The following is a 23,624-nucleotide window of genomic DNA, read 5'->3' as shown; positions in this document are numbered from 1 at the left end:
GGGCACTCAGGAATGCTCTTCCGCCGCCGTCGCCGCGAGCGCTTGATTGAACGCCTTCAGCGCATCGACATGGCTCAGGCTGCCCACAACCTGCACGCGGCCCTCAGCGTTGCGCTGGGTCACTGCCAGATGCGACGCGCCCGAGCGCTCGAACAGCCGCAGGGCCGGTTTCAACCGCGAATCGACGCCGATCGAGCGCCCTTCCTCCAACAGCGCGGCCAAGGCCGCCTCGTCGGGCGCGCCGCCTGCACCGGGTTTGCGCATCGCCGTGCTGACCGAGACCAGTTGCAGCAGATATTCCTGCGGTCCCTGCGCGATGCGCACGTCGCGGCGCGCCAGCTGCGTCAGGAAGAACGAGCGTTTGACGAACCGGCTGGCCAGCGCCGAAGCGGTCGAGACGGCCGCCATCACCGCGATGGCCGTCTGCCAGTCGCCGGTCAGCTCGAACACGATCAGCGTGGTCGAGACCGGAGCGCCCAGCACCGCCGCCGCGACCGCGCCCATCCCCGCCAGCGCATAGGTCGTGGCGCTGCCGGAATAGGCCGGGATCAGCCCCGTGGCGATCAGCCCGAAAGCGAGCCCGGTCAGCGATCCCACCACCAGCGCGGGCGAGAATACGCCGCCGCCCATCCGTCCGCCCAGCGTGATCGCCACCGCCAGCGTTTTCGCCAGCGCGATCAGGATCGCCTCGGTCAGGCCGATGCGTCCGGTCAGCGCCATCGTCGTGACCTCGTAGCCGATGCCGATCACATGCGGCGCGAAGATCGCCAGCGCCCCCACCATCGCGCCCGCCACGGCGGGTCTGAGCCAGCGCGGCGCATGCGTGCGGGCCTGCAGCGCGCTGGCCGCGTCCTCGGACCAGAACACCGCCCGCATCAACGCCACCGCCACCAGCCCGCAAACGAGGCCCAGAATCAGGTAAGCCGGGATCTCCCAGTAAAACGCCACCATGTTGCGCACCGGCAGGGTGAATTCGGCCACGTCGCCAAAGGCCAGCCGGTTGACCAGCGTGCCCATGATCGACGCAATGGCGATGGGCGCGAACGCGTGCAGCGCGTAGTGGCGCAGCACTACCTCCATGGCAAAGATCGCCCCGGCAATCGGCGCATTGAACGACGCCGAGACCGCCGCCGCCACCGCGCAGCCCAAAAGGTCGCGCCCGGTGACGCCATTGGCGCGGATCCGGTCCGCCACGCGGGTCGAGATCACCGCCGCAAGGTGCACGACCGGCCCTTCGCGCCCGGCCGATCCGCCTGACCCCAGCGTGATCATCGATGCCAGCGCCGAGGCCAGCCCTTCGCGCATCTCGACCCGTCCGCGCCCCAGCGCCGAGCCTTCGATCACATCGGCCACCGCGCGCACACGCCCATCGGGGGTGAACCAGTGCAGGATCAGCCCGACGATCAGCCCGCCCGTGGCCGGAATCGCGATCAGCAGCCACCATGGCATCTCGGCCGCGCGGGCCAGAACCGCGTGGCCTTCGGCGTCGTAAAGCAGCTTTTCAAGCTGCCCCACACCCAGCCGGAACAGCAAAGCCGCGGCGCCCGCAGCGGTGCCAAGGAAAAACGCGATGACCCAGAATTGCGCCTCGTCCGGGCCGTGATGGCGCAGCCTGCGCCATGCAAGTCCCGCGAGACGAAAGAGTTTCAGGCGCGATAGGTCGTTTGACATGGGCTTTCCCTTACGGCGCAGGCAAGCGCAGAACAACCGGCTTTGCAAGGGCATAGGGGTGTCGAGGCGCAGCGTGGCGTCTGGCATCTGCCTGAGCCCCGCGCTAGGGTCGCGCGCGAAGTGAGGAGGACGTTATGTCGACACATGAGGCAGCCTTCGAGGCGCTGGCGGATCTTCTGGGCAAGCGGCTGAACCGCTCGCAATCCGACCGCGACCTGCATGGCCGTTCCGAGGGACATTTTCAGGACATGCCGCCCGACGCGGTCGCCTATCCCGAAAGCACCGAAGAGGTGGCGCAGATCGTCACGATCTGCCGCGCCGCCGGTCTGCCGCTGATCGGCTGGGGCGCGGGAACATCGCTTGAAGGGCACGCGCTGGCACCGCGCGGCGGCGTCACGGTCGATTTCAGCCGGATGAACAAGGTGCTCGACGTGGCGCCCGAAGACATGGTAGTCTCGGTCCAGCCCGGCATCACGCGTGAAGAGCTGAACACCGAACTGCGCGCGACGGGCCTGTTCTTCCCCGTCGATCCGGGCGCGAATGCCTCGCTCGGGGGGATGGCCTCGACGCGCGCCTCGGGCACGACGGCGGTGCGCTACGGCACGATGAAGGCCAATGTGCTGGGGCTGGAAGTGGTGCTGCCCGACGGGCGGATCATCCGCACCGGCACACGGGCGCCGAAATCCTCGACCGGCTACGACCTGACGGCCCTGTTCGTGGGCTCGGAAGGCACGCTGGGACTGATCACGGAACTCACGCTGAAGCTGCATGGCCAGCCCGAGGCCGTGCGCTCGGCGGTCTGCGCCTTCGAGACGATGGACGGCGCGGTGGATGCGGTGATCACCACCATCCAGTCGGGTATCCCGATGGCGCGGATCGAATTCGTCGACGCGGTGGCGGCAGAATCCTTCAACCGCGCGGCAGGCACCGACTGGCCGGACGCGCCGCATCTGATGCTGGAATTCCACGGCACCGAGGCCGGCGTGGCCGAACAGCTTGAGCGGTTCGAAGACATCGCCGGCGATTTCGGCGCGAAGGGGTTCCGCTGGGCCGAGAAGCCCGAAGAGCGCAACGCGCTCTGGGCGATGCGGCACAATGCCTATCCGACGATGATGCGCGCCAATCCCGGCTGCGATCCGATCACCACCGATATCTGCGTGCCGATCTCGAAACTGGCGCAGGCGGTGGAAGAAACCGCAGCCGAGATCGAGGCCTCGGGCATTCCGGGACCGATCGTGGGCCATGTCGGCGATGGAAATTTCCACGTCCTGCTGTTGCCCAAACTGGGCGATGCGAGCCAGAAGGACACCGCGATGAAGCTGGCCGCCAACATGGCCGAGCGCGCCTTGCGGCTGGGTGGCACGGTCAGCGGCGAGCACGGGATCGGCATGGGCAAGACGAAATACATGCGCGCCGAGCATGGCGATGCCTGGGACGTGATGGGCGCGATCAAGGCGGCCATCGACCCCGAGGGGCTGATGAACCCGGGCAAGCTGCTGCCCGGAAACTGACGCTCGGCAACGGAGCCTTAAGGGGGCGGCGCGTCGGGAGCATCGAGCCCCCTCGCGCCGCGCCTGCCTTGCGGCAGGAGGGGGCGCTGCCCCCCGCTACGCTCCCCCCGGGATATTTCCGGATCAAAGATGGCGATCAGGCCAGTTGTCAGGCCAGTTCGGGGCCCAGCCAATCGGCCCGTCCGGTTTCGCGGAAATAGCGTTCGATCGGCGCCGGGCTGGCGAAGCGGTCGAGGATCGTGTTCTGGCCCTGTTTCTTCAGGCTGCTGGTGAGCGGACCGGCGATCGTCAGGCCGAGGAAGTTCTGCAGCCGGGCTTCGAAATCCTGAGCAAAGAGGCCGCGATAGGTCACCCGCAGCACCGGATTGGGCAGAGTCGCAAGCCAGGCGTCGAGCAGAAAATCCTCATTTTCCATGCGGTTGCATTCAGAGGCTGCCCAGAAGGGCGCGGCCTCGATCCGGGGGGCCGCACCGCCGCCGCCCGCCGCCGTCCATTGCCCGGTTTTCGCCACCTGCTGCATCGAGGCGAATTGCGCGAGCTTGTTCTCGCGCCGGACATGGATCAGACGCAGTCCGGGCCGCGCGGGAATGTAGCGCGCCAACAGCGCCGGGTGGTGCTGGAACAGCACCTTGGCGCCGATGCAGCGCGGACCGCGCCGCCACAAGCCGCGCGGTGCCTGCAGGCGCCCGTCGAGAAAGCCCGCCGGGTCCGCGTCGCGGGCGATCACCGCGTCAAGGCCCTGCGTCTTCTCGCCGTCGTCGTCGATCTGCCAGGGATCGAACAGCTCACCCCGGCAATGCGCGTCGGGATGGGCATTGATGAGCGTCTGCAGATAGGTCGTGCCGCTGCGGGGCTGGCCGATGATGAGGAAGGGGTCCATCGCGCGGGCCTCACTCCTCCATCGCTTCCAACTCGTCGATGAAGCCCGAAATCATGTCGAGCCCCTTGTTCCAGAAGGCCGGGTCCGAGGCGTCGAGGCCGAAGCGCGCGAGAAGCTCTTTATGGTGCTTCGAGCCGCCCGCCTTGAGCATGTCGAAATACTTCTCCTGGAAGCCCTCGGGCGCGTCCTTGTAGGCCGCGTAGAGCGCGTTCACCAGACCGTCGCCGAAAGCGTAGGCATAGACGTAGAACGGCGAGTGGACGAAATGGGGGACATAGGACCAGAAGGTCTCGTAGCCGTCCATAAAGCGGAAGACCGGCCCGAGGCTTTCGGCCTGCACCGACATCCACAGCGCGTTGATATCGTCCGAGGTCAGCTCTCCCTCGCGCCGCGCCGCGTGCAGCTTGCATTCGAAATCGTAGAACGCGATCTGGCGCACGACGGTGTTGATCATGTCCTCGACCTTGCCCGCCAGAAGCGTCTTGCGCTCGGCCTTGGTCTTGGCGCCGGCGAGCAGTTTCTGGAAGGTCAGCATCTCGCCGAAGACCGAGGCGGTTTCGGCCAGCGTGAGCGGGGTGGCCGACAAAAGCTCGCCCTGCCCGGCGGCCAAGCGCTGGTGCACGCCGTGGCCCAGTTCATGCGCGAGGGTCATCACGTCGCGCGGTTTGCCCAGATAGTTGAGCATCACATAGGGGTGCACGGTGGTGACGGTCGGATGCGCGAAGGCGCCGGGCGCCTTGCCCATCTTCACGCCTGCATCGATCCAGCCCTTGTCGAAAAAGGGCTCGGCCAGTTCGGCCATGCGGGGGTCGAAATCGGCATAGGCATCCATCACCATCGAGCGCGCGGTATCCCAGCCGATGGTGCGCGGCGACTCGATCGGCAGCGGCGCGTTGCGGTCCCAGACTTCGAGATGATCGAGCCCCAGCCACTTGGCCTTGAGCGCGTAATAGCGGTGCGACAGGCGCGGGTAATTGGCGACCACGGCGTCGCGCAGGGCCTCGACCACCTCGGGCTCGACATGGTTCGACAGGTGGCGGCCATGTTGCGGCGTCGGCATCTTGCGCCAGCGGTCGGAGATTTCCTTTTCCTTGGCCAGCGTGTTGTGGACGCGGGTAAACAGGCGGATATTCTTTTCGAACACGCCCGCAAGCGCATGCGCCGCCGCTTCGCGCTTGGCGCGCGCGGGATCGGTCAGCAGGTTGAGCGTGGCTTCCAGCGGCAGGGATTCGTCTTCGCCCTCGACCTCGAAGGACAGGCTTGCCATGGTTTCATCGAAGAGCCGGTTCCACGCCGCCGCGCCAACCGTCGACTGGTCGTGCAGGAACTTCTCAAGCTCGTCGGACAGCTGATGCGGGCGCATGGCGCGCATGCGTTCGATCACCGGGCGATAGCGGTTGAGCGCCTCATTACCCGACAGCAGCGCTTCCATCCGGTCATCCGCGATGCGGTTCATTTCCAGCGTGAAGAAGACCAGCGGCGTGGTGGCGACGGTGACGCGGTCCTGCGCATCGGCCATGAACTTGGCGCGGTCGCTGTCGGTGGTGGATTGGTAATAGCGCAGGCCCGCATAGCTCATCAGCCGACCGGCGGTGATGTCGATCGCCTCGTAATCATGGATGCATTGCAGCATCCCTTCGGCGTCGAGCGTAGCCAGCTTGCCTTCGTATTTCGCCGCGAAATCCGCGCAGGCCGTGTCGAGCCAGTCGAGATCGCGCGCGACTTCCGGCGCATCGGGCGCGGGATAGAGATCGCTCAGGTCCCATTCGGGCAGGTTTCCAAGGCTCTTGCCCGCAGCGTCGGCGTCGAAACGGCGAAGATCGGTCAGGGCGGGAAGTCGGAACATGGGGCACCTTTCGCTTTGCTGCGAAAGATGTAGTCAGCCACGGCCATGGGCGCAAGCATGCGGGCCCCGGGCCTAAGCGAAACGCCCGACCAACGGGGCCGGGCGTCGGGTCTGTCAGGTCACGGGCCGATCAGCTGCGGCGACGGCCGCGGCGTTCGCGGCGCGGGCCGTGATCGTGGCTGGGATCGCCGCAGCCGGTGATCTCGGTCCCGTCCTGCGCCGAACTGAACGCGCCGAGCGCGGCGGTGATCTGCTCGAGCGTCGGGCGCTCGCCCAGCGGCCGGGTGTCGAGCGCCTCGCGCATCGCGCGCAGGTGCTCGGGCATGGTGCCGCAGCAGCCGCCGATGATCGACGCCCCCGCATTGCGCGCAAGCTCGGCGTAATCGGCCATCAGCGCGGGCGTACCGTCATACTTGATTTCGCCGTCGACATATTTCGGGATACCGGCATTGCCCTTGGCGATGACCGGCTTTTCCGGCCCCTGCGCCACGAAGCCCAGAACCGTGCGCAACAAGTCCGAGGCCCCGGTCCCGCAATTGGCACCGAACGCGACCGGCGGATTGGCCAGCTTGCCCACCAGCTTGACGAAATCGGCCGAGGTCACGCCCATCATGGTGCGCCCGGCAGTGTCGAAGCTCATCGTCCCGGCCCAGGGCATGCCCGCCTTGCCGCAGGCTTCGGCGGCGGCCTTGTATTCCTCGGGCGCCGAGATGGTTTCGACCCACAGGATGTCGGCGCCACCCTCTTTCAGACCCTCGGCCTGTTCGTGGAACATTTCGACCGCCAGCTCATGCGTCAGGCTGCCCATCGGCGCCATGATCTCGCCCGTCGGTCCCATCGAGCCCGCGACCAGAACCTTACGGCCCGCCTTGTCCGCGACCTCGCGGCCCAGCTCGGCGGCGATGCGGTTGAGCTCGCGCACGCGGGTCTCGGCAGCGTGCAGTTTCAGACGGCTGGCATTGCCGCCGAAGGAATTGGTCAGAAACAGGTCCGATCCCGCCTCGACCGCCGAGGCATAGAGCCGCCGGATGCGGTCGGGATGGTCGATATTCCAGAATTCCGGCGCATCGCCCGAGCTGAGACCCATGTTGAACAGGTTGGTCCCCGTGGCGCCATCGGCCAGCAAGACGCCGCGTTCGGCCAGAAGAGCGGACAGGGGATCGGGCGTGATGGGCATCAGGAACCTCGGGTGAAATGCAAAACGCGCCGCAGGTCGCGGCGCGTCCGGGTTTTCGCATATCCGGCCGGTTCTGGCAAATGCAGCGCGCTCATGATGATGATGAAACTGGCCTCAATTTGCCGTGTCTCATCCTGTTCCCGGACGCACCATGGTCTGCCTCGAAGGTCGGGCCGCAGATGGGCTTTGAGCGGGCCTTGAACGGGCCGTGAGCGGGTCTCAGCCCTCGCGCACCATCTTGTCTTTGACCTCGAGCAGGGTCGCCGCCATCTTGGCGCGGATCTCGGCCTCGGTCGCCTTGCCGTCCAGATCCTTGACGAGCTTGCGCACGACGTCCTCGTCGCCCTCTTCCTCGAAATCGGCGGCGATCACTTCCATCGCATAGGCGCCGGCGGCATCGCCGTCCTTGCCCAGAAGCCCGGCTGCCCACAGGCCGAGCGCCTTGTTGCGGCGCGACACCGCTTTGAAGGCCATTTCGGCGTCATGGGCGTATTTCGCTTCGAATGCATTCTCGCGATCGTCGAAAGTGGTCATGTCTCGGGCCTCTCGTGGCATGCCGTTGGGTCGTTTCCGTTCCTGATATGGGCGGATTGCGCCTGCGCTGCAAGCCTTGTTTGCGGCCCTGCATCCCCGTGCCGCACCTCTTCGCGACCCTGTTGCCAACGCATCGGGCGCGTCCGGAGCGCCGCTTGCGGGTCGGGACCGCATGGCGTATAGCCGGGCCAGACTGCAGCCGCCCGGGCCCATGCCGCGGGCCAATCGGGGAATCACCGGACATGGCGAGACGCACGAAGGTTTACGAGGGCAAGGCCAAGATCCTGTATGAAGGCCCCGAACCCGGAACCTATGTCCAGTATTTCAAGGATGACACCACGGCCGGCAATGGCGAAAAGCACGCCCAGGTCGAAGGCAAGGGTGTCCTGAACAACCGGCTGTCCGAGTATTTCATGTCCGGCCTCAACGAGATCGGCGTGCCTACGCATTTCATCAAGCGCATCAACATGCGCGAGCAACTTATCCGCGCGGTCGAGATCATCCCGCTGGAAGTGGTTGTGCGCAATGTCGCCGCCGGGTCGATCTCGAAGCGGCTGGGCATCGAAGAGGGTACCGCCCTGCCCCGCCCGATCGTCGAATTCTACTACAAGAACGATGACTTGCACGACCCGATGGTGAGCGAAGAGCATGTCCTCGCCTTCGGCTGGGCCACGCATCAGGATCTCGACGATATCGTCGCACTGGCCCTGCGCGTGAACGACTTCCTGTCGGGCGTGATGATGGGCGTCGGCATCAAGCTGGTGGATTTCAAGATCGAAATCGGCCGCATCTATGACGGCGATTTCATGCGCCTTGTTGTGGCCGACGAAATCAGCCCCGACAGCTGCCGCCTGTGGGACGCCAAGACCGGCCAGAAGCTGGACAAGGACGTGTTCCGCCGCGATCTGGGCAACCTGTCAGAAGCCTATACCGAGGTCGCGCGGCGGCTGGGCGTGATGCCCTCGAACGCGACCCCGATCACCAAGCCCAAACTGATGAACTAAAAGGACGAACCGATGAAAGCGCGCGTTCATGTCATGCTGAAGACCGGCGTTCTGGACCCGCAGGGCGAGGCCGTGCGCCACGCTCTGGGCGCTTTGGGTTTCGACGGGGTCGAGGCGGTGCGTCAGGGCAAGGTGATCGAGCTCGACCTGACCGAAACCGACCCGGCCAAAGCCGAGGCCGAGGTCAAGGCGATGTGCGAGAAGCTGCTCGCCAATACGGTGATCGAACGCTACGAGATCGCGCTGGACTGATCGCGCGCCGCGCGCGTCCTCGACGACGGAAAAGGGGGCTGCTCGCCCCCTCGCGCTGACGCGCTCACCCCCCGGGATATTTTCGGATTAATGATGAGGCGCGCGGCTCAGACGCCCATCGCTTCACACCAGTGTCTGCGGCAGAGCGAGACATAGGTCTCGTTCCCGCCGATCTGCACCTGCGCGCCGTCGCGCAGCGCTTTGCCGTCAGGCCCTTGCCGGATCACCATCGTCGCCTTCTTGCCGCAATGGCAGATCGTTCGCACCTCGCGCATCTCGTCGGCCAGCGCCAGAAGCGCGGCCGAGCCGGGAAACAGCTTGCCGCGAAAATCCACCCGCAGACCGTAGCACATGACCGGCACGCGCAGATCGTCGACCGCGCGCGCCAGTTGCCAGACCTGCTCTTCGGACAGAAACTGCGCCTCGTCGACGAAGACACAGGCGCAGGGGCCGCGTTCGAGCCGCGCGGCAATCTTGGCGAGCAGATCCTCGCCCTCGGCGAAGGTGTCCGAGGCGGCGCCGATGCCGATCCGGGAGCCGATCCGCCCTTCGCCCGCGCGGTTGTCGAATTGCGCCGTGACGAGATAGGGCTCCATGCCCCGCTCGCGGTAATTATGCGCGGCCTGCAACAGGATCGTCGACTTGCCCGCGTTCATCGTCGAGTAGTGGAAATAGAGCTTTGCCATGATCCGGGTCTTTAGCCCGCGCCCGCGCCCGTTGAAAGGGGTGGACAGCGCGCGCGGCGGCTGTCTTTGCTGAGGCCCCACGCTTACTGCAAGGAATGCCCCATGGACCTGCATCTCTGGCTCGCCTTCGTGCTCGCTTCGGTCGCGCTTCTGCTGATCCCCGGCCCCACGAATTTCCTGATCCTCGGTCACGCGATGCGGCAAGGCCGCGCCGGCGCGCTGGCGATGGTGGCGGGGATCACGCTGGGCGACGCGCTGGCGATGAGTGCCTCGCTGGCCGGCTTGGGCGCGCTGATCGCGGCCTCGGCCACGGCCTTCACCATGCTCAAGGGGCTGGGGGCGATCTATCTGGTGTATCTGGGCGTACAGCTCTGGCGCTCGGGCGGGGCGGCGTTCCAGGCGTGCGGCGCTATCCCCGCACGCCCCGGCAAACGGGTGTTCCGCGACGGGCTGATGGTGACCATGCTGAACCCGAAATCCATCGCCTTTTTCGTTGCTTTCGTGCCGCAGTTCACCGATCCACAGGCCGCCGTCCTGCCGCAATTCGCGCTTCTGGTCGTGACCTTCGTGACGCTTGCGGGGCTCAACGCCCTCGCCTGGGCACTGGCGGCGAGCCAGATGCGCGCGCGACTGGCGCGTCCGCGTGTCATTGCCGGGCTGACCCGGCTGGGCGGCGCGGCGCTGGTGGGCATGGGCCTGATGACCGCTACCCTGCGCCGCGCCTGAGCCGCTTCTGGCGCCCGTTTTCAGACGCCAGTCTTCAGGCGCCCGTTTTCAAGCGAAGACTCACGCGACCGAGACGATCTCGACCGCGAAGGTCAGATCCTTGCCAGCCAGCGGGTGATTGGCGTCGAGCACGACGTGCTCGTCATTGGCTTCGATCACCACGACCGGGATCACCTGACCCTCGGGCGATTTCATCTGCAACTGAGTGCCAGGATCGACCGGGATCGTGTCGGGGATCTGGTCGCGCGGCACGGCCTGACGCGCGCGCGCGTCATGCTCGCCGTAAGCCTCGGTGCAGGGGATCGTCACAGTCTTCTGCTCACCCACCGACATGCCGTCGATCGCAGCGTCCAGACCGGGGATGATCTGGCCCGATCCCAGCGTGAAGGACAGCGGATCGCGCCCTTCGGAACTGTCGAACACGGTGCCGTCGGAAAGAGTACCGGTATAGTGGAAATGGACGGTGTCGCCCGCCTTGGCCTGGGTCATGAGAAATCCTGTTTTCGGGGAGGAGTGGATTGCGGAGGGCGTCCATACGCGTGGCTCCGATGAACCCAAACCCTAACAAACCTGCCCAGAAAGGAAAACCCACCCCCCTTTTCGCCCCGGATCCCGCCCGGAATCGGCGCATCTTTGATCCGGAAATATCCTCGGGGGGTGAATTTGCCGTCAGGCAAAGAGGGGGGCAGACAGCCCCCCTTTCCCTGCCTTCAGATCGAAACGGTCGGGTCCTCGAACCCCTGCGGCATGATCAGGTTGTGGCGCCCCAACGCCTTCACGTCGCGCTCGCCGCAAAGGGCCATGGTCTTGTCCAGCTCGGTATGCAGGATCTCGAGCGCTTTCGACACGCCCGCCTCGCCGCCCGCGCCCAGCCCGTAGACGAAGGCCCGGCCGATCATCGTGCCCTTAGCGCCCAAAGCGAGCGCCTTGAGCACGTCCTGCCCGGTGCGGATGCCGCTGTCGAGATGGATCTCGGTATCGCCCTGCACCGCATCGACGATCGACGGCAACATACGGATCGACGACATCGCGCCATCGAGCTGACGCCCGCCATGGTTCGACACGGTGATCGCGTCAGCGCCGATCTTGGTGGCCATGACCGCGTCCTCGGGATCGTTGATGCCCTTGAGGATCAGCTTGCCGCCCCACATGTCGCGGATACGCTCGATCTTGGCCCAGTCGAGTTCCAGATCGAACTGCTCGGCCGTCCAGGCGCCCAGGGCGGCAGCATCGGTCACGCCCTTGGCGTGGCCGACGATATTGCCGAAGAACCGCCGCTTGGTGCCCAGCATCCCCATCCCCCAGCGCCATTTGGTCGCCAGATCGGCGATCACGGCGGGCGTCAGCTTGGGCGGGGCGCTCAGGCCGTTCTTGATGTCCTTGTGGCGCTGCCCCATCAGCTGCAGATCCAGCGTCAGCACCAGCGCCGAGCATTTGGCGTCCTTGGCGCGTTGCAGGATGCGGGCAACGAAATCCCAGTCCTTCATCACGTAGAGCTGGAACCAGAAGGGCTTTTCGGTGTGTTCGGCCACGTCCTCGATCGAACAGATCGACATCGTCGACAGGGTGAAGGGCACGCCGAACTTGCCCGCCGCGCGCGCCGCCGCGATCTCGCCATCGGCGTGCTGCATCCCCGTCAGCCCGACCGGGGCCAGCGCTACGGGCATCGCGACGTCCTGCCCGATCATCTCGGACCGGGTCGAGCGGTTGGACATATCGACCGCTACCCGCTGGCGCAGGTGGATCTTCTGGAAATCGGTCTTGTTCTCGGTGAAGGTCTGCTCGGTCCAGCTTCCGGATTCGCAGTAATCGTAGAACATCTTGGGGACGCGGCGCTTGTAGACGCGGTGCATGTCCTCGATCGTAGTGTAGACGGCCATCAGCCCCTCCCGAATTGGTCAGAATTTCTTACCAGCAGCAATGGACCCGTGCAAGACGACCGCCACAGGTGGCCACGCAGGACGGGCTGCGCGCTTGCGGGTTCACCGGCTTTATCGTAGGTCACGAGGCGTATCGCAACGGGGGTTCCCATGGCACATAAGGTCTTCATCGATGGCGAGGTCGGCACGACGGGCCTGCAGATCCGCGAGCGGCTGCAGAACCGCGACGACATCACCCTCGTGCAGGTCCCCGTCGAGTTGCGAAAGGATCAGGCCGCGCGGCGCGAAGCGCTGGCCGAAGCCGATATCGCCATCCTGTGCCTGCCCGACGACGCCGCGCGCGAAGCGGCGGCGCTGGCCGAGCCCTATGGCACGCGGCTGATCGACGCCTCGACCGCGCATCGGGTCGCGGCGGGCTGGGTGTTCGGCTTCCCCGAAATGGCTGAGGGTCAGCGCCAGCAGGTCGCGCAGGCGACGCGGGTCTCCAATCCCGGTTGCTGGTCGACCTGCGCCATCGCGCTGATCCGCCCGCTGGTCGGCGCGGGCCTGATCGACCCCGCCTCGCCGCCCGCCGTGTCGGGCGTGTCGGGTTATACCGGCGGCGGCAAGTCGATGATCGCGGAATATGAGAATGGCGAGGTGTCGGGCTCGTTCCTGTATGGCGTGACGCAGGGCCACAAGCACCTGCCCGAGATGACGCTGCATGGCGGCCTGTCCGCCGCGCCGGTTTTCGTGCCGTCGGTCGGCCACTACGCGCAGGGCATGGCGGTTGCCGTCCATCTGCCCAATCTCGGCGAGAGCGGCATCGCGGCGGCGCAGGACGCGCTGAGCGCGGCTTACGAGGGCGAACGCTTCGTCGCGCTCGTCGACGCGTCGGTGCACGAACCCCGCGTCTGGCCCGAGCGGCTGAACGGCACCAACCGGCTGGAACTGTCGGTACATGGCAATGCCAAGACCGGTGCCGCGACGCTGGTGGCGGTGCTCGACAATCTCGGCAAGGGCGCCTCGGGCGCGGCGGTGCAGAACCTCAACCTGATGCTGGGCGTGGACGAGGGTACGGGGCTTTAATCTCCCCGTCCCGTCCCCGGTCATGACAAGGGCGGCCCCGATGCGGGCCGCCCTTTGCCGTTCCGGTCAACACCCTAAGCGACGCTCGTAGGGTGCGTGCTCTGCACGCACCATCCGTCCCACAAATGACCGGGCACCCCTTGCGGGATGCCCGGCCTGTTCAATCCTGGTTTTGGTCTCAGCCGACCATCGCGCCGTCATCGCGGCTGACCGCGATCAGCGACGAGCGCGGCAGGCCCGTTTCCATCGGCCAGCTGCCGCCCGGGTGCTGGATGCCCACGAACATCGTGCGGCGATCTTCCGACCAGCACAGGCCGGTGACTTCCGAACCGTTGGGGCCCGTCAGGAAGCGCGCGATCTCGCCCGAAACCGGGTCGCCCGCGAGCATCTGGTTGTTGCCCTGACCCGCGAAGTCGCCTTCGTTCGAATCGTCGCCGTCGGTCTGGATCCACAGGAGGCCGGTCTGGTCGAAGGCCATCCCGTCGGGCGAGTTAAACATGTTGCCCGCGGTGACGTTTTCCGAACCGCTATAGGCGTCCGAATGGACCTCGGGGTTGCCCGCCATGACATAGAGATCCCAGGCAAAGCCGCTGGCCGCGTGGTCGTCGTCATTGGGGAACCAGCGCACGATCTGGCCGTATTGGTTGGCCTCACGCGGGTTGGGGCCGCCGACCGGGGTCTCGTCGCCGCCCGCATTGGTGCGGGTGCCGCGGCGGGTGTTGTTGGTCAGGCAGCAATAGCCCTCGATCGCGTAGGGATTGACCGAGATCCATTCCGGACGGTCCATCGTCGTCGCGCCCACCGCCGAACCGGCCTTGCGCGCGAAGATCAGGATTTCCTCGGCCGACATGCCGGTCGCTTCCGGGGTCAGCGCGATCCACTCGCCGGTCATGTCGTCATTGAACTTCGCGACATAGAGCTGGCCGTCATCAAGCAGACCATCGGTCGAGCCGCCCGGCGTGTAGACGCCGTTCGAGACGAATTTGTACATGAATTCGCCGCGCTCGTCGTCGCCCATATAGACCACGACACGCCCGTCGCGCGCCAGCGTGACTTCGGCATTCTCGTGCTTGAAGCGGCCCAGACCGGTATGCTTGACCGGGGTGCTTTCGGGATCGGTCGGATCGATCTCGACCACCCAGCCGTGACGATGCGGCTCGTTGGGATTGGCCGAAACGTCAAAGCGCGCGTCGTGCTTGTGGTAATCGTAGCCCCAGCCATCGGCGCCGATGCCGTAGCGCTCGTAACCCGCCGCGACAACCGCGTCCGACGGCATCTCACCGGTCGCGCCGAAATAGCCGTTGAAGTTCTCTTCGCAGGTCAAATAGGTGCCCCACGGCGTCTTGCCCGAGCCGCAATTGTTCAGCGTGCCCAGCGCCTGCGTCCCCGAGGCGTCGGCCCCGGTCTGCAGCAGCGGGTGACCGGCGGCGGGACCGACCAGTTGCATCGGCGTGTTGTGGTGGATACGGCGGTTGAACGGGCTGTCCACGACAACCGACCAGCCACCCATGCCCGGCGCGACTTCCATCACCGTCACGCCCTGCAGGTTCTGCAGCTTCAGCACGTCATCGGCCGAGGCGGGCACACCGTCCTGCGACGCGGGCAGGTTGATGTCGTTGTTGGTGTATTCGTGGTTCACCGCGATCAGCTGGTGACCCATATAGCTGAAGGTCTCCATGCCGTCGGTATTCTCTCCGAAGATGCGATCCGACTTGGCGACCGGGCCGCCCTCGGCGATGTCGTAGCCCTCGGCATCGGCGAACAGCGCGTCGCCCCAGCTGGCCAGCACCTGCACCTTGTAGCCCTGGGGCACGTGGACGGCGTGGTCGGTCTGCGCGGCGATCGGGGTGAAGGGGAAGCGCGAGGTGGTTTGCGCCAGCGCGGCGCGGGCCGACAGCAGGCCGGTGCCCATCACCGCAGCGCCCGAACCGAAGGCCAGCACGCCCGACAGGAAGCCACGGCGGTTAAGCGCGCGGTCCACCACGCGGTCGAAATCATTCTCTTCGGGGCGCGGGAAGTTCACCTCGTCCCATTCGTCGGCCGAGAGTTTGGCGGGGAGCTTGGTCTGGTCGGTCATCTGGCTACCTGTGTTCATGGTTGCGAGCGTCTACTCGGGCCGGACCATAGGCGGGCGATCGCAAAAGCCGCGCGACAGTTCGGCGACGGTTTGATGACATCGGCCGCAGCGCAAAATACCCGCTTGGGGAACAGGCCCGCCGCGCGCGCGTTGCCTCTTTCCAGCCCGACATCCCAGCGCAAGGAGCCGATCATGGCCGAGCCGAAATCCGCCAGCAGCAAGACGTCGAAACCGTCCCGCGCCAAGACAGGCGCGCCGGTCGAGCGGGTCGCAAGCCGGGTCGAGGCCTATCGCGAACTGACCCGCAATTTCGTGCGCTACCCTTGCGTGATGCGGCCCAGCAACCTGACCGGGTTCGAACGCCGTCAGCATGTCCGCGACACGATCCTCGAAGACCATGCGATCCGCATCGACCAGAAGGCCCAAGGCGCGCGCGAAAAGTTCGAGAAGCTGTCGGAATCACCCTATTCCTTCTTTCGCGGCACCTCGCTGCTCTTTCACCGCGACATGCTGGGCGAAGACGAGCGGATGCCCACCGTGCTGGCCTTGGGCGACGTCCATCCGCTGAATTTCGGCATCATGCCCAATGCCGACAACGTCCCGATCTTCGGCGTCAACGATTTCGACGACGTGCTCTATGCGCCCTTCACATGGGATCTGAAACGCGGCGTGACCGGGTTCCTGCTGGCCTCGGCCGAGATCGGCGGGCATGGCCGCAAGACGCGCGAGAAGATCGCGCGCCGCTTCGTCGCGGGCTATCGCAACGGGATGCGGGTCTATGCCCGCCATGACCGCAAGGCGAGCGAACAGATGCGCCCGGACAATTCACCCAAGGTGATCCGGCGGATGTTCAAGAAAGCCCGCAAGAGCCGCGAAAGCTGGCTCTGGGACCGCTATCTCGACGAAAAGGGACGCGGCTTTCGTGCCAATGGCGAGCTGACGCCGATCTCGAGCCGACGCGACGAGTTTCAGGACCACGTCAACACCGTGGCGCGTCAGAACGGCCTCGAGCCCGGCGCGCGGGCGGGTGAGTTGCGGGTCAAGGATGTCTGCGTGCGCCATGGGCAGGGCACGGCCTCGCTGGGATTGCCGCGCTATTACTGCCTGATCGAGGGGCCGAGTGCCGATGCGACCGACGATCTGATCGTCGAATTCAAACAGGCACGCCGCTCGGCGCTTGACGGGCTGGTGCCCGAAAACGACTTTCATGCTGGCGACAAGGGCGACCGGATCGCGCATGGCCAATCGGTGCATCTGGCGCAGGGCGACGTGTTTTACGGCGCGGTCGAGATCGACGGCGAGAGCTACATGTCGCGCGAGCGCGCGCCGTTTCGCGACGATATCGATCTCGACGATCTGTCGAAGAAAAGCTGGCGGCATTACGCCCATGCCTGCGGCGTGGCGCTGGCGCAGGCGCATGCGCGCTCGGACGATGCGGGGGCGCTGGATTACCGGATCGAGCCGCGCATTCTGGAAGCGATGCAGCCCTTCGCTCTGTTCATCGACGACCTGCTGAGCTTCGGCGGCGAGGCGCTGGAAAGGCTGCGCCACGACCACGCCCTGTACCGCAAGGACCTCAAGCGCGGCGCTTTCGACATGGCGCAAAAGCGCTATCGTTAAGGGCGACCCGGCCCCGCATCGGGGGCCGGGCGCCTTTGCTCAGGGCCGGTGCGTGGTGCGGGCCTGCGCGGCCTCAGCCAGATGCGCCTCGGCCTGGGGGTCGATATCAAGCGTATCGGCATCGATCATGCCCGCGTCGGGGTCGTTCCAGACCGGCATCTCGATCTTGTCTTCGGACTTGGCGACGATGGTCGTGACCACCGCGTCGCCGGTGATGTTGACCACCGTGCGGATCATGTCCATCAGCCGATCGACGCCGAGGATCAGCGCGATCCCCTCAATGGGCAGACCCACCTGCCCCAGCACCATGGTCAGCATCACAAGCCCCACGCCCGGCACGCCCGCGGTCCCGATCGAGGCCAGCACCGCCATGGCAATGACCGTCAGGTAACCGCCCAGACCCAGATCTATGCCATAGACATTGGCCAGAAAGACCGTCGCCACGCCCTGCATGATCGCCGTGCCGTCCATGTTGATCGTCGCGCCGAACGGCACAGTGAATGACGCCACCGAGTTGTTGGCGCCCATCCGCTCGGTCACGCAGCGCAGGGTGACGGGGATCGTCGCATTCGACGAGGCGGTCGAGAACGCAAAGATCTGCGCGGGGCGGATCTTCTTCAGGAAGGTCGCCGGGCTGAGGCCCGAAAGCAGTTTCAAGAACAGCATGAGCGTGCCGAACAGGTGCAGCAGCAGCGCGCCCACCAGCACCAGCACATAGGTCAGAACCGGCACGAACAGGCCGATCCCCTGCTCGGTGAAAGTCTTGGCAATCAGGCAGAAAACGCCGATCGGCGCGAAAGCCATGACGATCTGCACGACCTTCATCATCAGCTCGTTCATGTATTCGCAGACCTCGACGAAGCCTTTCGAGCGGTCGCCCAGCATCAGCGCAGCGAGGCCTAGGATGATGGTGTAGAAGATGATCTGCAGCATCTCGCCGCTGGCAAAGGCCGCAACCGGGTTACGCGGCACAATGGCGGCCAGCGTGTCCCAGACCGATGGCGCTTCGCGCGCGGTGACGCCCGAGGTATCGACGCCCTCCATCACGAAGCCCTGCCCCGGCCCGACGGCCAGCGCGATGAGGATGGCGATGGCAATCGCCGTGGCCGTGGTCAGCAGATACAGAGCAAAGGCCTTGCCGCCGACACGCCCGAGAATACGGATATCGCCGATCCCCGCGACCCCGCAGATGAGCGAGAAGAAGACCAGCGGCACGACCAGCATCGACAGCGCGTTAACGAACATCCGGCCGATCATGCCGAACAGGCCGCCGATGATATGGGTGTTGATGAACGGGATCTGCAGCAGGTTCAGGATCACGCCCAGCACCAGGCCAGCGCCCATGCAGACAAGGACCTGCGTGGTCAGGGACAGGCGCGGGCGCGCGGGTTTGACACTCATCGGGGACTCCTCTGGGTTGGTGCGTCGGGTTCAGTGTCACCGACACAACCGAAAAGTCGACCTCAGAGTTGCGTTCCGCACCGCCCAGTTTCTCAAAAAAATCCCAATCCGGCCCGGTAGATACCGCGATGCGCATTTCCGGGCAGATCGCGATACGCAGGGTGGCCCGGTGACGAGCGCCTGAAGACATCGTCACCGAGGCCGTCGGACCCGCGCCGGGCTCTGCCACCCGGCCTGATTGCACCTAGTTAACGGCCCCGGCCGTTGCGCCGCCCGTAATGCGCATAGGAGTTGCCCCGGGGGCTGCTCCGGCACCGCACCTCGGTCACAGCTTTTCATCCGGCTTGCCGCTCCCCTCTGGAACTTACCTTTGCGTGATTACGAGTTAGGGCAAACCTTGGCACGCGCTGACGTAGCGAACGGCTACTCAACACTCAGGTCACCACCCACAAGTCAACGTCCCATCACGCCGCGCGCATTTGAGTCTGGCCCCCGGAAGGCTCGCCGAACCGGAATGCCCCGATGAGATCGCGGATGTCGTTCGATTTTTCATTAAGCGCGCCGATCAGTTCGGAATTGTCCTGCACCATCGCCGCGTTCTGCTGCGTCACCTGATCGAGCGACAGCATGGCCGCGTTAATCTCGGCGATGCTCGATGCCTGAGAGACCGTGTCATGGGCGATCTTCTCCATTGAAACGGTTGCGCCCTCGACCCCTTCGCCGATCTTGTGGAAGGTCTGCGCCGCCACCTCGACCAGCGAGACGCCTTGTTGGACGATGTCCACCGAGCCCTTGATCAGGCTGCGGATTTCGTTCGTCGTTTCGGCCGAACGCACCGCAAGCGCGCGTACTTCCGACGCAACGACGGCGAAGCCGCGCCCCGCCTCGCCCGCGCGCGCGGCCTCGACCCCGGCATTCAGCGCCAACAAGTTGGTCTGGAACGCGATGTCGTCGATCATCGAGACCATGCGTGTCATTTCCTCGGACGATCTGGCGATCCGGTGCATGACCGCGATCGCCTCGTCGACACGGCCACGCCCCTCGATCGCGCTGGACCGCAGGCCCACCGCCGCTTCGCCCGCCTCTTTCGAGGCTTTCGCCGTGCCACCCACCATGTCCGAGAGCTGCGAGAGCGCGGCGGTGGTTTCTTCGAGCGAGGCCGCCTGCGAGCTGGTGCGGCGCGACATGTCGTCGGTCACACGCGCCATCTCGCCGCTGGATTCGCGGAACGCCACGACCGCGCCCGACACGCCGCTGATCGCCAGACGCAGCCGCTCGACCGCGTCGTTGAAACGCTGGCGCAGGCTTTCGAATTCCGGCGGGAAAGCGGTGTCGATCCCGCACATCAGATCGCCATCGGCCAGCCGGGTGAAGGCCGAATCGAGTTCGTCCGTCACCTGCGAGCGCGCCGAGGCCGCCGCCGCTTCGATCCGCGCATCGGCATCTCTGAGTTCGTCACCTGCGGTTTCGACAGCATCGAACAGATGCCCCACTTCGGCGGTCAGCTTCGCGGGACGGCTGATCGCGGCGTAGTCGCGATTGCCGAGCCTTTCCAACGCGGTACTGATCGCAGCCATATTGTGGCGCAAGAGACGCATTACATAGATGCCGATTGCCGCACTACCCGCCACACCCAGCAGGGCCAGCCCCGAATGCAGCAGGAAACTGGAGAGCGCCTGCGCGGCGTGGTCCTCGGCAAGGCGGGTGATTTCCCCCATGAGCCGGACTTCGACCTCGGCCAGGCTGTCGATCCAGGCGGTGGCGGCGGCGAACCATTGCGGCGCGGTCAGGTCCGGAACACTCCCGCCCGGCCCTGCGGCAAGGATCGCCGCGCGCATCGCGGTCACGCCGGTCTGTGCCTGCACCTCGGTCAGGTCGGGCACCGCGAGGTATTCGCTTAACTCGGCGCGGGCGAGCGACAGCATGACATCTTCGGCCGCCCCCCGTTCGACGAAGGCCCGATACAGATCCGGGGTGAACACTCCGCCGCCCAGACCACCCGCCCCCGCCGCGCGCTGCAGCCCGGCAGCTTCCTTGCTTTCGGCAAGCGCCACGAAGCCCGCGAGCAAGGCTGCGATACTGGCATCGTGTTGATCGGTCATCTGGTCTTCGAGATAGTGCAGCAGGCTGCGGATCACGCCGGTGTAATACTGGCCCGATTGCGGCCCGGTCGCGTCAAGTGCGTCGATCTGCGCGCGCATCCGGGCAAGCCCGTCGAGCGCCTGCGCGCTTTCCGGCGGAATGGCACCGCCCGCCTGCGCGATCATGCGGTCGGTGATAGCGCGCGCCTGAGGCAGGTCTGCGGCGAAATTAACCCCGTTCGAGGCAAGAAACCCGGCGCTTTGCCCCCGTTCGATCTGCAAGCGGTGCACCAGATCGGTCAGCGAGATGTTTGCCGCGGCGTCTGCCTGTGTCTCCAGCGCGCCGCGGTAAACCTGCCATCGCTCGAACCCGACGAAAGAGCTGACCGCGACAAGCGCCAGAAGGGGAATCGCCGCGAGGAGAAAGACAAGGTTTCGCAATGTCATGCAAACGCTCCGCACACAGAAAGCCTCTGCCTACACGCGAAACGTGAATCATTGATGTATGTGGCCCGGCCCAGAGGTCAGAGCTCGGGGGGCAGGCATTCCGGCGCCTCAGCCCCGGTGCGCGCCGTCTGCAAGGCCGGCCACGAAGTCCAGCACCTCGGCCACGGGTTTGCCCTCGCCGATGAGCTTGACGATGGCAGAGCCCACGACGCAGCCATCCGCGACCGAAGCGATGGATTGCGCGGCCTCTGGCGTGTTGATGCCGAAACCCACGATCACCGGCAGGTCGGTCTGCGCCTTGATCCGCGTGACCTCGGGCGCGACATCGCCCGCTTCGGCCGCCGCCGCGCCGGTGATCCCGGTGATCGAGACGTAATAGACGAAGCCCGAAGTATTCTGCAGCACCGTGGGCAGGCGATGGTCATCGGTGGTCGGCGTGGCGAGGCGGATGAAGTTCAGCCCGGCCTTCTGCGCGGGAATGCACAGCTCGCTATCCTCTTCGGGTGGCAGATCGACGATGATCAGGCCGTCGATCCCGGCCTCGGTCGCGTCTTTCAGGAAACGCTCGACGCCGCGCGAATAGATCGGATTGTAATACCCCATCAGCACGATCGGCGTGGTGCTGTCGGTTTCCCTGAACGCGCGGGCCATGGCCAGCACCTTGTCGGTCGTCATGCCGCCATCAAGCGCGCGCTGACCGGCACGCTGGATCGTCGGGCCATCGGCCATGGGGTCGGTGAAGGGCAGGCCCAGCTCGATGATGTCGACGCCCGCGCCGGGCAGACCGCGCATCACCTTGAGCGAGGTCGCCTCGTCGGGATCGCCGCCCATCATATAGGCCACGAAGGCCTTGCGCCCCTTGGCGCGCAGGCGGGCGAAAGTGTCGTCGATCCGTGTCATGGAAGCCCCCGTCAATCTCGGCCACAGGCCTTGCACGCGCGCGCGCCGGAAATCAAGGGCCTTGGCCGCGCCAAGCCCTTGCGCCCTGCCCCGCGCGCGGGCATTGAGGGCGCATGAACTGGATCCTGATCATACATATTCTCTGCGTCATGGGCTGGATGACCTCGATCTTCGCCGTGCCGCGCGCGCTGATCTACTGGAAGCGGGCCGCTGCGGGGGGAGACGCCACGCAATTGGGAGAGCTTACCTACCGGCTCTATCGCTTTTCCTCGGGCCTCGGGATCATCGCCGCGATCACCGGGTTGTGGCTGGCATGGTCGGTCTGGAGCTTTGCGCCCTGGACGCATGTGAAGATCACGCTCGTGGCGTTGCTGGCCGCGCATTACGTCTATACCGGCGTCATGGTCGGACGCGCGCGGCACGGCGAGTTCCGCGAAAGCGACCTGTTCCTGCGCATCTTCAACGAGGTCAGCGTGCTGGGCGTGATCGCGATCCTGTGGGTCGTGGTGGTCAAACCCTTCTGAGACCCGTTCCGACCCTTGCCGTGCTGGGCACAAGGCCCTAGAAGCGGCGCGAACCAAGCGCCGGAGGGTATCAGATGGGCTTCAAGATGGGCATCGTGGGTCTGCCGAATGTCGGCAAGTCGACCCTGTTCAATGCGCTCACGAAAACCGCCGCGGCGCAGGCCGCGAACTTCCCTTTCTGCACGATCGAACCCAATGTGGGCGACGTGGCGGTGCCCGACGCGCGGCTGGAAACGCTGGCCGCGATCGCGGGATCGAAGGCGATCATCCCCACCCGCATGACCTTCGTCGATATCGCGGGGCTGGTGCGCGGCGCCTCCAAGGGCGAAGGGCTGGGCAACCAGTTTCTGGCCAATATCCGCGAATGCGACGCCATCGCCCATGTGCTGCGCTGCTTCGAGGATGGCGACATCACCCATGTCGAAGGCCGCATCGACCCGGTGGCAGATGCCGAGACGATCGAGACCGAGCTGATGCTCGCCGATCTCGAATCGATCGAACGGCGCCGCGCGAACCTGTCGCGCAAGCTGAAGGGCAACGACAAGGAAGCCGCCGAACAGGACCGCTTGCTTGCCGTCGCGCAAAAGGCGCTAGAAGACGGCAAGCCCGCGCGCAGCGTCGAGGTGTCCGAGGACGACCAGAAAGCCTGGCGGATGCTGCAGCTTCTGACCTCGAAACCGGTGCTCTATGTCTGCAATGTCGAGGAATCCTCGGCCGCGAAGGGCAACAGCCAGTCCGACCGCGTGGCGGAAATGGCGGCGCGTCAAGGCGCGGGCACGGTCGTGATCTCGGCCCGGATCGAGGAAGAGATCAGCCAGCTCGAAGGCGAGGAAGCCGAGATGTTCCTCGACGAGATGGGGCTTGAGGAAGCGGGCCTCGACCGGCTGATCCGCGCGGGCTACGAGCTTCTGGGCCTGCAGACCTATTTTACCGTCGGCCCCAAAGAGGCCCGCGCCTGGACGATCCGCACGGGCATGCTGGCCCCGCAGGCGGCAGGCGTGATCCATGGCGACTTCGAAAAGGGCTTCATCCGCGCCGAGACCGTTGCCTTCGACGATTACGTCGCGGGCAACGGCGAGGCCGGCGCCAAAGAAGCGGGCAAGTTCCGTGTCGAGGGCAAGACTTACGAGGTCAAGGACGGCGACGTCCTGCATTTCCTCTTCAACGCATGAGCGAAGAACAGGTGAGGGGTTTCGCCCTTGCCCGGCAGGCCTCCGGCCCGCAGGTCTCGCGCGACCGGGGTGCCTCGCTTCGCTCGGCACCAGAAAGGGGGCTGCTCGCCCCCTCGCGCTGACGCGCTCACCCCCGGGATATTTGCGGATCAAAGATGGCGGGGGCC

At 65.8% G+C, this 23,624-nt stretch carries 20 protein-coding genes; 8 read left to right on the top strand and 12 right to left on the bottom strand.

Annotated elements, in window-relative coordinates:
• Positions 1-6: 6 nt before the first annotated feature.
• Positions 7-1,671, bottom strand: a complete 1,665-nt coding sequence (locus JI664_RS04750) for a chloride channel protein (protein WP_207012584.1) — start codon at positions 1,669-1,671, stop codon at positions 7-9.
• Positions 1,672-1,805: 134 nt separating this feature from the next.
• Between JI664_RS04750 and JI664_RS04745 the strand changes: the two genes are divergently transcribed.
• Positions 1,806-3,182, top strand: coding sequence for an FAD-binding oxidoreductase (locus JI664_RS04745; protein ID WP_207012583.1), 1,377 nt, complete (start codon positions 1,806-1,808; stop codon positions 3,180-3,182).
• A 148-nt stretch (positions 3,183-3,330) separates the two neighbouring features.
• Here JI664_RS04745 and JI664_RS04740 read toward each other — a convergent pair whose 3' ends face one another.
• The 4 genes from JI664_RS04740 to JI664_RS04725 all read right to left on the bottom strand — a co-directional run bounded on the left by JI664_RS04740 (position 3,331) and on the right by JI664_RS04725 (position 7,619).
• Positions 3,331-4,062 (bottom strand): sulfotransferase, encoded by a 732-nt coding sequence (locus JI664_RS04740; protein WP_207012582.1) that lies wholly within the window; start codon positions 4,060-4,062, stop codon positions 3,331-3,333.
• Between the two features lie 10 nt (positions 4,063-4,072).
• The gene (locus tag JI664_RS04735; RefSeq protein ID WP_207012581.1) at positions 4,073-5,908 is read right to left on the bottom strand and encodes a M3 family oligoendopeptidase; all 1,836 of its coding nucleotides are present in this window, start codon (positions 5,906-5,908) and stop codon (positions 4,073-4,075) included.
• A 130-nt stretch (positions 5,909-6,038) separates the two neighbouring features.
• Positions 6,039-7,085 (bottom strand): betaine--homocysteine S-methyltransferase, encoded by a 1,047-nt coding sequence (bmt, locus tag JI664_RS04730; RefSeq protein WP_207012580.1) that lies wholly within the window; start codon positions 7,083-7,085, stop codon positions 6,039-6,041.
• 219 nt (positions 7,086-7,304) lie between these two features.
• Positions 7,305-7,619 (bottom strand): DUF1476 domain-containing protein, encoded by a 315-nt coding sequence (locus JI664_RS04725; protein ID WP_207012579.1) that lies wholly within the window; start codon positions 7,617-7,619, stop codon positions 7,305-7,307.
• A gap of 242 nt (positions 7,620-7,861) precedes the next feature.
• Between JI664_RS04725 and purC the strand changes: the two genes are divergently transcribed.
• Both purC and purS read left to right on the top strand, forming a co-directional pair.
• Positions 7,862-8,623, top strand: a complete 762-nt coding sequence (purC, locus tag JI664_RS04720) for a phosphoribosylaminoimidazolesuccinocarboxamide synthase (RefSeq protein ID WP_207012578.1) — start codon at positions 7,862-7,864, stop codon at positions 8,621-8,623.
• Between the two features lie 12 nt (positions 8,624-8,635).
• Positions 8,636-8,875: a phosphoribosylformylglycinamidine synthase subunit PurS gene (purS, locus tag JI664_RS04715; RefSeq protein ID WP_207012577.1), complete on the top strand. Its 240-nt coding sequence runs from the start codon at positions 8,636-8,638 to the stop codon at positions 8,873-8,875.
• A 107-nt stretch (positions 8,876-8,982) separates the two neighbouring features.
• Here the strand turns inward: purS and JI664_RS04710 are convergent, their stop codons facing one another.
• Entirely contained in the window at positions 8,983-9,561 is a 579-nt protein-coding gene (locus JI664_RS04710; protein WP_207012576.1) for a thymidine kinase, read from the bottom strand.
• A gap of 102 nt (positions 9,562-9,663) precedes the next feature.
• On the opposite strand from JI664_RS04710, the gene JI664_RS04705 reads away from it, so the two are divergent.
• A complete protein-coding gene (locus JI664_RS04705; RefSeq protein ID WP_207012575.1) occupies positions 9,664-10,287 on the top strand; it encodes a LysE family translocator in 624 nt (207 codons plus the stop codon).
• Positions 10,288-10,347: 60 nt separating this feature from the next.
• On the opposite strand, the gene JI664_RS04700 is transcribed toward JI664_RS04705, so the two are convergent.
• Together JI664_RS04700 and JI664_RS04695 are read right to left on the bottom strand one after the other, a co-directional pair.
• Complete coding sequence (locus JI664_RS04700; RefSeq protein ID WP_207012574.1) at positions 10,348-10,776, bottom strand: FKBP-type peptidyl-prolyl cis-trans isomerase; 429 nt, start codon at positions 10,774-10,776, stop codon at positions 10,348-10,350.
• Positions 10,777-10,997: 221 nt separating this feature from the next.
• Positions 10,998-12,167: an alpha-hydroxy acid oxidase gene (locus JI664_RS04695; protein ID WP_207012573.1), complete on the bottom strand. Its 1,170-nt coding sequence runs from the start codon at positions 12,165-12,167 to the stop codon at positions 10,998-11,000.
• 150 nt (positions 12,168-12,317) lie between these two features.
• On the opposite strand from JI664_RS04695, the gene argC reads away from it, so the two are divergent.
• Positions 12,318-13,235: an N-acetyl-gamma-glutamyl-phosphate reductase gene (gene argC, locus JI664_RS04690; RefSeq protein ID WP_207012572.1), complete on the top strand. Its 918-nt coding sequence runs from the start codon at positions 12,318-12,320 to the stop codon at positions 13,233-13,235.
• A gap of 178 nt (positions 13,236-13,413) precedes the next feature.
• Here the strand turns inward: argC and JI664_RS04685 are convergent, their stop codons facing one another.
• Positions 13,414-15,312, bottom strand: coding sequence for a PhoX family protein (locus JI664_RS04685; RefSeq protein WP_207012571.1), 1,899 nt, complete (start codon positions 15,310-15,312; stop codon positions 13,414-13,416).
• A gap of 192 nt (positions 15,313-15,504) precedes the next feature.
• Here JI664_RS04685 and JI664_RS04680 point away from each other — a divergent pair, with 192 nt between their 5' ends.
• A complete protein-coding gene (locus JI664_RS04680; RefSeq protein WP_207012570.1) occupies positions 15,505-16,932 on the top strand; it encodes a DUF2252 domain-containing protein in 1,428 nt (475 codons plus the stop codon).
• A 39-nt stretch (positions 16,933-16,971) separates the two neighbouring features.
• Here the strand turns inward: JI664_RS04680 and JI664_RS04675 are convergent, their stop codons facing one another.
• The 3 genes from JI664_RS04675 to trpA all read right to left on the bottom strand — a co-directional run bounded on the left by JI664_RS04675 (position 16,972) and on the right by trpA (position 21,761).
• Positions 16,972-18,333: a dicarboxylate/amino acid:cation symporter gene (locus JI664_RS04675; RefSeq protein WP_207012569.1), complete on the bottom strand. Its 1,362-nt coding sequence runs from the start codon at positions 18,331-18,333 to the stop codon at positions 16,972-16,974.
• Between the two features lie 464 nt (positions 18,334-18,797).
• Positions 18,798-20,861, bottom strand: coding sequence for a methyl-accepting chemotaxis protein (locus tag JI664_RS04670; protein WP_207012568.1), 2,064 nt, complete (start codon positions 20,859-20,861; stop codon positions 18,798-18,800).
• A 108-nt stretch (positions 20,862-20,969) separates the two neighbouring features.
• Positions 20,970-21,761 carry a tryptophan synthase subunit alpha gene (trpA, locus tag JI664_RS04665; protein ID WP_207012567.1) on the bottom strand — a complete coding sequence of 264 codons (792 nt, stop codon included), beginning with the start codon at positions 21,759-21,761 and terminating at the stop codon, positions 20,970-20,972.
• Between the two features lie 113 nt (positions 21,762-21,874).
• Here trpA and JI664_RS04660 point away from each other — a divergent pair, with 113 nt between their 5' ends.
• Positions 21,875-22,285: a CopD family protein gene (locus JI664_RS04660; protein WP_207012566.1), complete on the top strand. Its 411-nt coding sequence runs from the start codon at positions 21,875-21,877 to the stop codon at positions 22,283-22,285.
• Positions 22,286-22,359: 74 nt separating this feature from the next.
• On the top strand, positions 22,360-23,457 hold the full coding sequence (gene ychF / locus JI664_RS04655; RefSeq protein ID WP_207012565.1) for a redox-regulated ATPase YchF: 1,098 nt from the start codon (positions 22,360-22,362) through the stop codon (positions 23,455-23,457).
• Positions 23,458-23,624: the final 167 nt, after the last annotated feature.

The organism is Rhodobacter sp. NTK016B (assembly GCF_017303295.1).
GTDB lineage: Bacteria > Pseudomonadota > Alphaproteobacteria > Rhodobacterales > Rhodobacteraceae > Pararhodobacter.
The sequence above is the reverse complement of the archived record's forward strand: the minus strand, read 5'-3'. Positions and strand labels throughout refer to the sequence as shown.

What these genes read in the sequence shown, in the direction of transcription:
- JI664_RS04750 (WP_207012584.1), bottom strand. Translation starts at nt 1,671, where the DNA reads ATGTCAAACGACCTATCGCGCCTGAAACTCTTTCGTCTCGCGGGACTT.
- JI664_RS04745 (WP_207012583.1), top strand. Translation starts at nt 1,806, where the DNA reads ATGTCGACACATGAGGCAGCCTTCGAGGCGCTGGCGGATCTTCTGGGC.
- JI664_RS04740 (WP_207012582.1), bottom strand. Translation starts at nt 4,062, where the DNA reads ATGGACCCCTTCCTCATCATCGGCCAGCCCCGCAGCGGCACGACCTAT.
- JI664_RS04735 (WP_207012581.1), bottom strand. Translation starts at nt 5,908, where the DNA reads ATGTTCCGACTTCCCGCCCTGACCGATCTTCGCCGTTTCGACGCCGAC.
- bmt (WP_207012580.1), bottom strand. Translation starts at nt 7,085, where the DNA reads ATGCCCATCACGCCCGATCCCCTGTCCGCTCTTCTGGCCGAACGCGGC.
- JI664_RS04725 (WP_207012579.1), bottom strand. Translation starts at nt 7,619, where the DNA reads ATGACCACTTTCGACGATCGCGAGAATGCATTCGAAGCGAAATACGCC.
- purC (WP_207012578.1), top strand. Translation starts at nt 7,862, where the DNA reads ATGGCGAGACGCACGAAGGTTTACGAGGGCAAGGCCAAGATCCTGTAT.
- purS (WP_207012577.1), top strand. Translation starts at nt 8,636, where the DNA reads ATGAAAGCGCGCGTTCATGTCATGCTGAAGACCGGCGTTCTGGACCCG.
- JI664_RS04710 (WP_207012576.1), bottom strand. Translation starts at nt 9,561, where the DNA reads ATGGCAAAGCTCTATTTCCACTACTCGACGATGAACGCGGGCAAGTCG.
- JI664_RS04705 (WP_207012575.1), top strand. Translation starts at nt 9,664, where the DNA reads ATGGACCTGCATCTCTGGCTCGCCTTCGTGCTCGCTTCGGTCGCGCTT.
- JI664_RS04700 (WP_207012574.1), bottom strand. Translation starts at nt 10,776, where the DNA reads ATGACCCAGGCCAAGGCGGGCGACACCGTCCATTTCCACTATACCGGT.
- JI664_RS04695 (WP_207012573.1), bottom strand. Translation starts at nt 12,167, where the DNA reads ATGGCCGTCTACACTACGATCGAGGACATGCACCGCGTCTACAAGCGC.
- argC (WP_207012572.1), top strand. Translation starts at nt 12,318, where the DNA reads ATGGCACATAAGGTCTTCATCGATGGCGAGGTCGGCACGACGGGCCTG.
- JI664_RS04685 (WP_207012571.1), bottom strand. Translation starts at nt 15,312, where the DNA reads ATGACCGACCAGACCAAGCTCCCCGCCAAACTCTCGGCCGACGAATGG.
- JI664_RS04680 (WP_207012570.1), top strand. Translation starts at nt 15,505, where the DNA reads ATGGCCGAGCCGAAATCCGCCAGCAGCAAGACGTCGAAACCGTCCCGC.
- JI664_RS04675 (WP_207012569.1), bottom strand. Translation starts at nt 18,333, where the DNA reads ATGAGTGTCAAACCCGCGCGCCCGCGCCTGTCCCTGACCACGCAGGTC.
- JI664_RS04670 (WP_207012568.1), bottom strand. Translation starts at nt 20,861, where the DNA reads ATGACATTGCGAAACCTTGTCTTTCTCCTCGCGGCGATTCCCCTTCTG.
- trpA (WP_207012567.1), bottom strand. Translation starts at nt 21,761, where the DNA reads ATGACACGGATCGACGACACTTTCGCCCGCCTGCGCGCCAAGGGGCGC.
- JI664_RS04660 (WP_207012566.1), top strand. Translation starts at nt 21,875, where the DNA reads ATGAACTGGATCCTGATCATACATATTCTCTGCGTCATGGGCTGGATG.
- ychF (WP_207012565.1), top strand. Translation starts at nt 22,360, where the DNA reads ATGGGCTTCAAGATGGGCATCGTGGGTCTGCCGAATGTCGGCAAGTCG.